This is a genomic window from Halomonas sp. KM-1 (genome assembly GCF_000246875.1).
In the GTDB taxonomy this organism is placed as follows: Bacteria; Pseudomonadota; Gammaproteobacteria; order Pseudomonadales; family Halomonadaceae; genus Halomonas; species Halomonas aerodenitrificans.
In genome coordinates this window covers 1-11,274 of the sequence record NZ_BAEU01000046.1, presented here as the reverse complement: position 1 = coordinate 11,274, position 11,274 = coordinate 1, and the positions used below count along the sequence as shown (strand labels likewise).

Sequence of the window (11,274 nt, the reverse complement as noted above, 5' to 3'; positions counted from 1 at the left end):
CGGCCGACCGCCTGGAGCGCTTCCTGCGCTTTCGCGCGCGCCACTACGCCGGACAGCGCGACTTTCCGGCTCTCGCCGGCACCAGCGAACTCTCGCCCTATCTGGCCTTGGGCATGATCTCCCATCGCCAATGCCTGCAGGCGGCCCTGAGTGAAAACGACGGCAGCCTGGCGGAGGGCGATGCCGGCATCGCCAGTTGGGTCAACGAGCTGGTGTGGCGCGAGTTCTATCACCACGTGGCGGTGGGCTTTCCCCGGGTCTGTCGCCATCGCGCGTTCCAGCGCCACACCGAAGCGCTGGCCTGGCGTGACGACGAAGCCGGCTTTCATGCCTGGTGCGAGGGACGCACCGGCTACCCCATCGTCGACGCCGCCATGCGCCAGCTGGTGCGCACCGGCTGGATGCACAACCGGCTGCGCATGATCGCGGCGATGTTCCTGAGCAAGCATCTGTTGATCGACTGGCGGCGGGGTGAAGCGTTCTTCCTGCGCCACTTGGTGGACGGCGAGTTCTGTGCCAACAACGGTGGCTGGCAGTGGGCCGCCTCTACCGGTACCGATGCGGCGCCCTACTTCCGCATTTTCAATCCCACCACCCAGTCGCACCGCTTCGATGCGGACGCTCGCTTCATCGCCGAATACGTGTCCGAACTGGCAGCACTGGCGCCGCGGGATCGCCACGCCCCCAGCGCCGCGCAGTGCAACCAGGTGGGATACCCCCGCCCCGTCGTCGACCACAAGGCGGCCCGCGCCCGCGCGCTTGACGCCTTCAAGTCACTGCCGCCGAACGCCTGACCTCAGGCCGCCCCTTCCCAACAGGAGAGACCAGCATGCACCAGGACGACACCCTGGCGACCTTTTGCGCCGCCTTCAATAAGCTAGACAAAAACTGTACAGAATTATTGTACGAGTTATATACTCGCGATGTGACGTTCATCGACCCTTTCCATCGGATCGAGGGGATAGAGGCGCTCGAAGCCCACTTCCTCAAACTGTACGAAAACGTGACGGAGTGCCGTTTCGTCTTTCACGACAGCTTGAGAGTAGAGCGGCAGGCCTACGTCACCTGGACGATGCAAATGAGGCACCCACGCCTGGCAGGCGGCAACTCCATCGCAGTGGAAGGCTGCTCACAGCTGACCTTCTCGCCCGCTGAGCCGCAGCGGGTCTGTCGGCATCGCGACTACTTCGACGCCGGCGCAATGCTCTACGAGCAGCTACCCGCCATTGGCGGCATGGTGCGCTGGCTGAAGCGACGGGTGGCAGGCTAGGCGCAGGTTCAAACATCAAGGAGCAGGCATGGCCCTTCTGAGTGGAAATCGGCGAATCTGGCTGACCGGCGCCAGCTCGGGCATCGGACGTGCCCTGGCGACTCGCCTGCTCGACGAAGGCCACCTGGTAGCGCTGAGCGGGCGCAGCGAGCCGGCGCTGAAGGCGCTGAGCGAAGGCCGGAGCAACGCTCTGCCGCTGCCGCTCGACGTGACCGACCGCAACGCCGTGGAAACGGCCGGCCGCCACCTCGGCGACCTGTTCGGCCAGTTGGACATGGCGATTCTCAATGCCGGCACCTGCGAGTACCTCGATCCACCACACCTGGACAGCGCCCTGGTCGAGCGCGTCTTTGCGGTCAACTTCTTCGGCGCGGTGTACTGCACCACTGCCGCTCTGCCGCTGTTGCGCCAAGCTCGGCAGGCGGGGAAACGCCCCCTGTTGGCCGCCACTTCTAGCGCTGCGGCCTACCTGGCGCTGCCACGGGCCGAGGCCTACGGCGCTTCGAAGGCCGCCTTGAGCCACTATCTCGAGTCGCTGCGTCTGGATCTGGCCCATGAGGGCATCGACGTCAGCCTGATACATCCCGGCTTCGTCGCCACCCCGTTGACCGAGCGCAACGACTTCGCCATGCCCATGCGGATCTCGGCGGAAGCGGCGGCCAAGGCCATCGTGGCCGGCCTGGAGAAGCGCCGCCTCGACATTCACTTTCCGCGCCGCTTCACCTATGGCATCCGCCTGCTCGGCTTGCTGCCGCCGTCGCTGCGCTTTCGGCTGGGCAAGTGTCTGGTCCGCCACCCCGCCATGGAGACCTGACGCCATGACCGCCAGCCTTTCTTCGCCTCTTGATCGTGCGGTTCCCGCTCAGCGCATCGCCGTGGTGGGCAGCGGCATCAGCGGCATGGCGGCCGCCTGGTACCTCAGCGCCCGCCACCAGGTCACGCTGTTCGAAGCGGCTGAGCGGCTGGGTGGGCATACCGCCACCGTGGACGTCGAACTCGACGCTCGCCGCTACGCCATCGACACCGGCTTCATCGTTTTCAACGATCGCACCTACCCGCATTTCCAGCGCCTGCTCACACAGCTCGGTGTCGCCGTGCAGCCCACCGAGATGAGCTTCTCCGTGCACGAGACGCAGCGTGACTTCGAGTACAACGGCCACACCCTAGGCTCGCTGTTCGCTCAGCGTCGCAACCTCGTCAGCCCGCGCTTCCATCGTCTGTTGGCCGACATCCTGCGCTTCAATCGACAGGCCAGCGACGATCTCAGGTACGAGCGGCTGTCGGCGGCGTTCACCCTGGCCGAGTATCTCGACACTTGGGGCTTCGGCGTCGACTTCCAGCGCCGCTACTTGCTGCCCATGGGCGCGGCCATCTGGTCGGCTAGCCTGGGCGACATGCGCCGCATGTCGGCGCTGTTCTTCGTCCGCTTCTTCCATCATCACGGCCTGCTGTCGCTACGTCACCGCCCCCAGTGGTACACCCTGGTCGGCGGCTCGCGGGCCTACATTCCCGACCTGACGGCCCCCTACGCCGAGCGGATCCGGCTGGCCACCCCGGTCCGGGGCATTCGCCGCAGCGCCAACGGCGTCGTGCTGACCACCCCGCGCGGCCGGGAAAGTTTCGATCAGGTAGTGCTGGCCTGCCACGCCGACGAGGCGCTGCGGCTGCTCGAGGATGCCAGCCAGGCCGAGCGTGAGGTGCTGGGCTCGCTGCCCTACGCCGGCAACGAGGTGGTGCTGCATACCGACACCCGCCTGCTGCCGCGGCGCCGACGCGCCTGGGCCAGTTGGAACTATCGCCTGGACGCACGCGGCGACGACGCCCGGGCTTCAGTGACCTACAACATGAACATCCTGCAACGGCTCGAGGCGCCGCACACCTTCTGCGTCACCCTCAACGACGCCGACGCCATCGACCCCAGCCGGGTACTGGGACGCTTTCGCTACGCCCACCCTCAGTTCAGCCTGGCCGGTCAGCACGCCCAGGCCAGGCATGGCGAGATCTCGGGCTGCCACCTGCATACCCACTACTGCGGTGCCTACTGGCGCAACGGCTTCCACGAAGACGGCGTGTGGAGCGCACTGCGGGTGGCTCATGCGCTGGGCTGCGACGAAAGCGGCTCGCACGCCGTCGGCACGCCGGCCAGGACGACGGTCAGCGCATGACGACGTTACCACGCTCACGTGTCTGCCATGGCACACTGCTGCATCGCCGCCACCTGCCCCGCAGCCATCGGTTCGAGTATAGGGTGTGGATGATGTGGCTCGATCTCGACGAGCTGCCCGAGCTGTTCGACGGCGTGCCGGGCTTCAGCACCCGGCGCCCGGCCCTGGCGCGCTTTCGCCGCGAGGATTATCTGGCACCTTACTCATCCTCCTTGGCCGACGCGGCCCGCGACGAAGTCACCCGCCAGCTCGGCCGGGCGCCCCAGGGGAGGGTCTGCCTGCTCACCCAGTTACGCACCCTGGGCTCGGGCTTCAACCCCATCTCGCTCTACTACCTCTATCAGCGTGAGGAAGAGGGCGGCGCCCTGGGCGCCGTGCTGGGCGAGGTGACCAACACGCCATGGCGGGAGCGAACTCGCTATGCCTGTGCCGTGGCGCCAGGGCGCTACACCCACGCCGCCGAATTCGCCAAGACCCTGCATGTCTCGCCCTTTCTGCCGCTGGACATGACCTACCGCTGGCGCTTCAACACCCCGGGCGAAACGTTGTCCCTGCACATGGAAACCTGGCGCCAGGGGGAGCGCCACTTCGATGCCAGCCTGACCCTGGCGATGCAACCCGCAACACGCCGGGCGCTGCTTGCAGCCCTGGCGCGCCAGCCCTGGATGAACCTCAAGACCCTCGCCGCCATTCACTACGAGGCACTCAGGCTCTGGGCCAAGGGGGTTCCCGTCCACGACCACCCTCAGCGCAAGGAGACCACGCCGTGAACATGCTCCGCACTCACCCCGAGCGGCCGCTACCCGAACCCGAGTCGGCCCTGATACGTTGGCTGCGGCCGCGTATGCTGGCTCAGCTCGGCAGCCTCGCGGGCGGTACCATCACGTTGATCGAAGGCAGCCAATGCCACCGGCTCGGACAGGGTGGCCCACTGCAGGTCACCCTGGTGGTGCGTCGGGCGAGAGCGTGGCGCCGGCTGGCTCTGGGTGGCAGCCTCGGCGCGGCCGAAGCCTATGTCGATGGCGACTGGGACGTCGACGACCTGGTCGGTCTGATTCGGCTGTGCGCCATCAACATGGAGCGGCTCGACGGTGATGTGGGATCCCGAGTGGCGCGGGCAGGCATCTGGCTGGGCAGCCTGGGGCAGCGCCTGCTGGGTAATACGCTCAGCCGCGCCCGGCGCAACATAGCCGCGCATTACGACATCGGCAACGAGCTCTTTGCTCTCTTCCTCGATCAGCGTCACCGGATGTATTCGAGCGCCGTCTTTCCACATCCGGAAGCCAACCTGGAGGAGGCCTCGACTCACAAGCTCGACCTGCTGCTGACCCAGCTCGACGTGCAGCCGCAGCATCACTTGCTGGAGATCGGTACCGGCTGGGGCGGCCTGGCCATCCATGCCGCCGTCACCCGCGGCTGTCGGGTCACCACCACGACCATTTCCAGCGAACAGTATCGGCATACGCGGCAGCGTGTGCGCGAGGCGGGGCTGGAAGGGCAGATCACGGTGCTGCAGCGGGACTACCGCGAACTCGAAGGCCGCTTTGACCGGCTGGTCTCGGTGGAAATGATCGAGGCCGTCGGCCACCAGTACCTCGACACCTACCTGGCCACGCTCGACCGTCTGCTGAAGGTGGATGGATTAGCCATGCTGCAGGCCATCACCATCCGCGACCAGCGCTACGAGGCGGCCAGACGCGAGGTGGATTTCATCAAGCGCCACGTCTTCCCCGGCGGCTTCCTGCCTTCGCACCGCGCCATACTCGATGGCCTGACCCGGTGCACTTCGCTCAACCTGGTGGCCTTGCAGGAGATTGGCCCACACTACGCCCGCACGCTTCGCGAGTGGCGCCACCGCTTCGAAGCCAACCTGGAGACCGTGCAGCGGCTGGGCTATGACGAACGCTTCATTCGCCTGTGGCGCTACTACCTGTGCTACTGCGAAGCGGGGTTCACCGAGCGCTCCATCGGCACCAGCCAGCTGCTGCTTGCCAAACCCGGAGCCCGACCTGTACCCCGGCTCTAATGGTGCTATGCAGTAGGTTCGGCACGTAGCATCAGCCCCGCCGAGTCGGTCTTGAGCGCCTGCCATTGGGCCTCGATCACCTCTGCCGGCCCCGGGCGGGAGTAGAGGTACCCCTGTACCAGACGGCAGCCGGCCTGCTGCAGAAAGCCGAGCTGACCGTGGGTTTCAACGCCTTCGGCCACCACGTCGAGCCCCAGTCCGCGTGCCATGGCCAGCACCGCGCTGACGATGGCGGCATCGGCGGGGTCGTCGGGCAACGAGCGGATGAAGGCGCGGTCGAGCTTGAGCTTGTCCAGCGGCAGGTTCTTCAGATAGCTCAGTGACGAATAACCCATGCCGAAGTCGTCGATGGCGATGCGGTGCCCCTTGGCGCGCAGCGCTTCCAGGCGCGGCACGATATCGCCGGCGCGCTCGTCGAGCAGTACCGACTCCGTGAGTTCCAGCCCCAACTGAGAGGGCTCGATACCATGCCGGGCCAGGCCGGCGGCGAGCGCCGCTTCCAGTTCACCCTGAAACATCTGGATCGCCGAGATATTGATCCATACCGGCAATTGCGGGAGCCCCATCTCGCGCCAGCGCGCCATTTGCGCCAGTGCCTCGTCGATCACCCAATTGCCCAGCGGCCCCATCAGCCCGTGCCGCTCGGCCAACGGGATGAAGTCGCCGGGCGAGACCATGCCGTGCTCCGGGTGCCGCCAGCGCAGCAACGCCTCCATGCCGACCACGGCGCCGTCCATCACGCGATGCTGGGTCTGGTAGTGGAGTTCGAGCTGTTCACCGTTGGCCAGCGCGTCACGCAGGCCGTAGACCAGCGCCATCTGCGGTGAGTCCTGCACGTCGAGGGCCGGACGAAAACGCCGACTGACGTTGCGCCCATGGCGCTTGGCAGAATAGAGCGCCGACTCCAGACGCTGGAACAGCACGCTGGACTCCTTGCCATCCTCCGGTGCCCGACAGCTGCCGATGGAGAGCCCCAGGCGCAGCGTCTTGCTGCCGACCTCGAACGGCTCGCCCAGATGGTCGCGCAGGCCGGCAACCCACTTGTCATGATCATCGAAGGTAGTGGTACGAATGGCCAGGAATTCGTCACCGCCCAGGCGCCCCACCACACCGCCCGCCATATGATGCGCCAGCCGCTGGCCGAAGCGGGCCAAGAGACGGTCGCCCTGCTCCACCCCCAGGCTGTCGTTGACCGACTTGAAGCCGTCGATGTCGATGATGGCCATGTCGAGGCTTTCGCCAGCGCGCAGATGGCGCAGACGTGAGGTCATCAGATCGTGCAAACGCCGACGGTTGGGCAGCCCGGTGAGCGGATCCTCGAAGCCGATGCGCCGCAGGTCCTGCTCGCGCGCCTTGTGCACCGAGATGTCGGTGAAAGTGCCCACATAGTGAGTGATGCGACCACGGCCATCGGTCACCGCCTTGACCCGCAGCCACTCCGGGAATTCATCCCCCTGCTTGCGCCGATTCCAGATTTCGCCCTCCCAGCGCCCCTTGCTGTGCAGGGTCTGCCAGAAGCGCTTGAAGAAGGCCGAATCATGACGCGACGCCGCCAGGCTGGCGGCGCTAAGCCCACGCACCTCGTCTTCGGTGAAACCGGTGATGCGGGTAAAGGCGGGATTGACGGCCAGAATGCGATTGTCGGCATCGGTGATCTGCACGCCCTCTTCGGAAAGCATCAGCGCCTGCTGCATCAGGTCGGCGTGCTGACGATCGCGCTTGATCTGACGCCAGGCCACCCAGAGCCCGATTGCCACGATGCCGACCGCCACCGTCCGCAAACCGGGATCGGGCAGCCAGATGCAGGCCGGCAGCGCTACCATGGCAGCCCAAAGCAGCGGTCGATTGAAGGCGGAGGATGGCCGCATGTGAGATCCCGCAATGACGGTGGAGAGAGTAAATTGCGCCCATGCAATGCATCGACCCTTCATTGAGTATCGACACTTGACGCCGACACTTTAATCCGTGGTGAAGGTCGCGTCATGCCTGACGTGCAATCGAAGGCCACGGCCAGTAGACTAGGCAGGGCCGCCCGGGCGGGTCGGCTCTGCGCCACGCCGCCGCTGCACTGCATGCGGAAAGGCCCATTACAACTGTGACTCGGAACGACTCAGTGACCAAGCAACACTCTTTCGAACGCGAAGAACTGCTGGCATGTAGCCGCGGCGAGCTTTTCGGCCCCGGCAACGCTCAGCTGCCGGCACCCAACATGTTGATGCTCGATCGTATCACCCGCATCTACGAAGATGGGGGCGACTTTGGCAAGGGCGAACTGATCGCCGAGCTGGATATCCATCCCGACCTGTGGTTCTTCGACTGCCACTTCCCTGGCGATCCGGTCATGCCCGGCTGCCTGGGGCTCGATGCCATGTGGCAACTGGTGGGCTTCTACCTGGGCTGGCTCGGCCACCCCGGCCGCGGCCGCGCCCTGGGCTGTGGCGAGGTGAAGTTCACCGGCCAGATCCTGCCCGACGCCAACAAGGTCACCTACAAGATCGACATCAAGCGCATCATTACCCGGCGCCTGATTCTCGGTATCGCCGACGGCACCGTGTCGGTCGATGGCCGCGACATCTACCAGGCCACCGATCTGCGTGTCGGCCTGTTCACCTCTACCGCGAATTTCTGATACAGGAGGCTTCCATGCGACGAGTGGTAGTCACCGGCCTGGGCATCGTATCCTGCCTGGGCAACGACCCGCAGGCGGTCGTCGAGGCGCTCCGGAATGGGCGCTCGGGCATTCGCTTCAAGGAGGAGTACGCTGAACTTGGCTTTCGTAGCCATGTCGCCGGGGTCGTGGATATCGATCTCGACGCCCTGATCGACCGCAAGCTGCGCCGTTTCATGGGCGATGCCGCGGCCTACGCCTATGTCAGCATGGCGCAGGCCATAGAGGACGCCGGGCTCACTCCCGAGCAGGTGTCCAGCGAGCGCACCGGGCTCATCGCCGGCTCAGGCGGCGCCTCGAGCGCCAACCAGGTCGAAGCGGCCGATGTCATGCGCGAGAAGGGCCTGCGCCGGGTCGGTCCCTACCGGGTCACCCGTACCATGGGCAGCACCGTCTCGGCGTGTCTCGCCACGCCGTTCAAGATCAAGGGGGTCAACTACTCCATCTCCTCCGCCTGCGCCACCTCGGCCCACTGCATCGGCAACGCCATGGAGCAGATCCAACTGGGCAAGCAGGACATCGTCTTCGCCGGCGGCGGCGAAGAGGAGCACTGGACCCTGTCGTGCCTGTTCGATGCCATGGGCGCGCTCTCCACCCAGTACAACGAGACGCCCGAGAAGGCCTCGCGCCCCTATGACAAGGCCCGCGACGGCTTCGTCATCGCCGGCGGCGGCGGCATGCTGGTGCTCGAGGAGCTCGAACACGCCAAGGCACGCGGGGCCAAGATCTACGCCGAGCTGGTCGGCTACGGCGCCACCTCCGACGGCCACGACATGGTCGCCCCTTCCGGCGAGGGCGCAGTGCGCTGCATGCGTCAGGCCATGGCCGGCGTCGACGGCTCCATCGACTACATCAACACCCACGGCACCTCCACGCCGGTGGGCGATGTGGCCGAGCTCAAGGCCATCCGTGAGGTCTTCGGCGACTCCACGCCGCCCATGAGTTCCACCAAGTCGTTGACCGGCCACTCGCTGGGCGCCACCGGCGTGCAGGAGACCATCTACTCCCTGCTGATGATGGAGCATGGCTTCATCGCTGCCTCGGCCAACGTGGAGGAGCTCGACGACCAGGCGGCCGGCTTCGATATCGTGACCAGTCTGCGCGACGGTGTCAGCGTGGATCGCGTGCTCTCCAACAGCTTCGGCTTCGGCGGCACCAATGCCTGCCTGGTGCTGCAGCGCTACCGCGACTGATCCAGGCAGGCGGCTCACGCCCACGGCCAACGCAAAAGGCGCCCTCCTCAGGGCGCCTTTTGCGTAAGCCAGGCGACAGCGCTCAGTCGACGCTGGCCCCCACGGCGGGCTTGGCATCGGCCGGGCGCGGCACTTCGGAAATCTCGGCCAGGCGCGCCTCGATCCAGGCTTCGACCTCTTTCAGCACTTCCTCGGGCGTACGCCCTTCGGTCACAATGGGTTCGCCCACCACCACGTTGAGCACTCCCGGATTCTTCACCCACTGCCGCCCCGGCCAGCGCTCGCCGGCATTGTGCGCCACCGGCACCACCGGGACACCGGCGCGACAGGCGATGACGGCACCGCTCTTGTTGTAACGCCGCCGCTGGCCCGGATCCACCCGAGTGCCCTCGGGAAAGATCAATACCGACAGCCCCTCCTGCAGTCGCGCCACCCCCTGGCTCAGCACCTGGCGCATGGCCCGCGCCGGCTTCGAGCGGTCGAGCCCGATGGGGTGTAGCAGCCTGAGCCCCCAACCGAACAGCGGAATACGCAACAACTCCTGCTTGAGTACCGTGCACACCGGTGGCTTGAGAATCTGCAGGAAGATGGTCTCCCACTCGCACTGGTGATTGGCCAATATCACGCAGGGCCCATCAGGTAGATGCTCTCGGCCACGGACCCGATAGGTCACACCACAGGTCCAGCGAAACCAGGCGGTCAGGAAATGATTGTAGAGATTGAGCAGCCGATAGCGCGCCGGCAACGCCAGCAGCGGCGCCACAGGCAGCAACAGCGCACCGAAAACCAGAATGGCAAGAAAGTAACCAACATAGAACAGCAGACTGCGCAACACATTCATGGGGTCGTGCCGCCCTCTTCATCGAGTCGGCTGGCGCGGCGCGCCTGGCACCACTCATCGAGCAGACGTCCCACTTCCAGGCGCCAGGGTTTCTGATGCACGCCGAACGCCTCCAGCACCCGTCGACAGTTGAGCACTCGTCGCAGCGGCTGGTCATGATGATGCTTGAGCGCCTTCACCTCGCCCAGCTCGATCTGCTCCCCCAGCCCCTCGAGCCGGGTCGACAGCTGGGTGCGCACCATGGTGGTGAAGGTGTAAGCGCTGACCGGCTCCGTACCTGCCAAGTGGTAGGCGCCCCAGGCGCTCGAGCCACAGGTCAGCTGGTGCAGCATGCCGACCAGCGCCATGGCCACGGCGTCGGCGGCAGTGGGACAAAAGATCACGTCCTGCGCCGCCCGCACCTCTTCCCCGCTAACCAGGCTGTCGATCACACCGCTGAGCCAGGCATGCCCGCCCTCCAGGGCGAACAACGGCCCCAGCCGCACGATCAGATGGCGCGGATGGCCAGCACGGACGCGATCGCCGATGGCGATCAGGCGACGCAAGCTTTCGTCGCGGGGTGCCGGAATCACATGCTCGTCGATGGGCGTTTCGAAGCCGTCCTGGTAGAGCTGGTCGGATACGCACCAGACCAGCGGCGTATCGGTCTCGCGGCACGCTGCCAGGCAGGCGTCCACTCCCTCGCCATGCGCCACGACGGCGGCCGGCTCGATCTCCATCGGCGCCGAGAGCGGCGGAATGATCACCGCCGCAGGAGCCACCTCGCGCAGCAGCGCGGCATCGATGTTCAAACCGGGCTCGATGACGAGCTCGGTGTCGCTACGCCGATGCGCCAGCCTGGCCAACGCCAGGTTGAGGCAGTGGCCGGCATCCAGTACCAACAGCTTCACGATAGCCTCCGGCAGCCTGGGACGGGCAGCGTCAGAACGGGATCTCGTCGTCGAAATCGTCGAAGCTGCCCGGGTCGGGGGCACCGTAGTTGTTCTGCTTCTGACCGCCCTGCTGAGGCTGGCCGCCCTGCTGAGGCTGACCGCCCTGTGCCGGCGGGCGCTGCTGGGGCTGGCCGCCGCCATAGCCGCCCTGCTGCGGCGCATTGTTGCCGAAGCCGCCG

At 66.1% G+C, this 11,274-nt stretch carries 11 protein-coding genes and 1 pseudogene; 8 read left to right on the top strand and 4 right to left on the bottom strand.

Features of this window, described 5'->3' with window-relative positions:
• From B8115_RS04215 to B8115_RS04190, 6 genes are all read left to right on the top strand, one after another.
• Positions 1 to 794, top strand: a 794-nt coding sequence (locus B8115_RS04215; protein ID WP_010626506.1) for a deoxyribodipyrimidine photo-lyase, incomplete at its 5' end; no start/stop codon positions are given.
• Positions 795 to 829: 35 nt separating this feature from the next.
• Entirely contained in the window at positions 830 to 1,270 is a 441-nt protein-coding gene (locus B8115_RS04210) for a nuclear transport factor 2 family protein (RefSeq protein ID WP_010626505.1), read from the top strand.
• Positions 1,271 to 1,298: 28 nt separating this feature from the next.
• Positions 1,299 to 2,084, top strand: a complete 786-nt coding sequence (locus B8115_RS04205) for an SDR family NAD(P)-dependent oxidoreductase (protein ID WP_010626504.1) — start codon at positions 1,299 to 1,301, stop codon at positions 2,082 to 2,084.
• A 4-nt stretch (positions 2,085 to 2,088) separates the two neighbouring features.
• Positions 2,089 to 3,435 carry an NAD(P)/FAD-dependent oxidoreductase gene (locus B8115_RS04200; RefSeq protein ID WP_010626503.1) on the top strand — a complete coding sequence of 449 codons (1,347 nt, stop codon included), beginning with the start codon at positions 2,089 to 2,091 and terminating at the stop codon, positions 3,433 to 3,435.
• Positions 3,432 to 4,205: a DUF1365 domain-containing protein gene (locus B8115_RS04195; protein WP_026037874.1), complete on the top strand. Its 774-nt coding sequence runs from the start codon at positions 3,432 to 3,434 to the stop codon at positions 4,203 to 4,205. Before B8115_RS04200 ends, B8115_RS04195 begins: the two co-directional genes overlap by 4 nt.
• Entirely contained in the window at positions 4,202 to 5,461 is a 1,260-nt protein-coding gene (locus B8115_RS04190; protein WP_010626501.1) for a class I SAM-dependent methyltransferase, read from the top strand. Before B8115_RS04195 ends, B8115_RS04190 begins: the two co-directional genes overlap by 4 nt.
• Before the next feature lie 5 nt (positions 5,462 to 5,466).
• Here the strand turns inward: B8115_RS04190 and B8115_RS04185 are convergent, their stop codons facing one another.
• The gene (locus B8115_RS04185; protein ID WP_010626500.1) at positions 5,467 to 7,329 is read right to left on the bottom strand and encodes a bifunctional diguanylate cyclase/phosphodiesterase; all 1,863 of its coding nucleotides are present in this window, start codon (positions 7,327 to 7,329) and stop codon (positions 5,467 to 5,469) included.
• A 245-nt stretch (positions 7,330 to 7,574) separates the two neighbouring features.
• Here B8115_RS04185 and fabA point away from each other — a divergent pair, with 245 nt between their 5' ends.
• Positions 7,575 to 8,090, top strand: a complete 516-nt coding sequence (gene fabA, locus B8115_RS04180) for a 3-hydroxyacyl-[acyl-carrier-protein] dehydratase FabA (protein ID WP_010626499.1) — start codon at positions 7,575 to 7,577, stop codon at positions 8,088 to 8,090.
• 14 nt (positions 8,091 to 8,104) lie between these two features.
• Positions 8,105 to 9,322, top strand: coding sequence for a beta-ketoacyl-ACP synthase I (gene fabB / locus B8115_RS04175; RefSeq protein WP_010626498.1), 1,218 nt, complete (start codon positions 8,105 to 8,107; stop codon positions 9,320 to 9,322).
• Positions 9,323 to 9,404: 82 nt separating this feature from the next.
• On the opposite strand, the gene B8115_RS04170 is transcribed toward fabB, so the two are convergent.
• The 3 genes and pseudogenes from B8115_RS04170 to B8115_RS04160 all read right to left on the bottom strand — a co-directional run.
• Positions 9,405 to 10,163: a 1-acyl-sn-glycerol-3-phosphate acyltransferase gene (locus B8115_RS04170; RefSeq protein WP_010626497.1), complete on the bottom strand. Its 759-nt coding sequence runs from the start codon at positions 10,161 to 10,163 to the stop codon at positions 9,405 to 9,407.
• Complete coding sequence (locus B8115_RS04165; protein ID WP_010626496.1) at positions 10,160 to 11,053, bottom strand: sugar nucleotide-binding protein; 894 nt, start codon at positions 11,051 to 11,053, stop codon at positions 10,160 to 10,162. Before B8115_RS04165 ends, B8115_RS04170 begins: the two co-directional genes overlap by 4 nt.
• Positions 11,054 to 11,084: 31 nt before the next feature.
• A pseudogene (locus tag B8115_RS04160) lies at positions 11,085 to 11,274 on the bottom strand (single-stranded DNA-binding protein); the annotation flags it as partial.

Bases quoted from the DNA above. Each gene is read 5' to 3' on its own strand.
- B8115_RS04210 (WP_010626505.1), top strand. From the start codon at position 830: ATGCACCAGGACGACACCCTGGCGACCTTTTGCGCCGCCTTCAATAAG.
- B8115_RS04205 (WP_010626504.1), top strand. From the start codon at position 1,299: ATGGCCCTTCTGAGTGGAAATCGGCGAATCTGGCTGACCGGCGCCAGC.
- B8115_RS04200 (WP_010626503.1), top strand. From the start codon at position 2,089: ATGACCGCCAGCCTTTCTTCGCCTCTTGATCGTGCGGTTCCCGCTCAG.
- B8115_RS04195 (WP_026037874.1), top strand. From the start codon at position 3,432: ATGACGACGTTACCACGCTCACGTGTCTGCCATGGCACACTGCTGCAT.
- B8115_RS04185 (WP_010626500.1), bottom strand. From the start codon at position 7,329: ATGCGGCCATCCTCCGCCTTCAATCGACCGCTGCTTTGGGCTGCCATG.
- fabB (WP_010626498.1), top strand. From the start codon at position 8,105: ATGCGACGAGTGGTAGTCACCGGCCTGGGCATCGTATCCTGCCTGGGC.
- B8115_RS04170 (WP_010626497.1), bottom strand. From the start codon at position 10,163: ATGAATGTGTTGCGCAGTCTGCTGTTCTATGTTGGTTACTTTCTTGCC.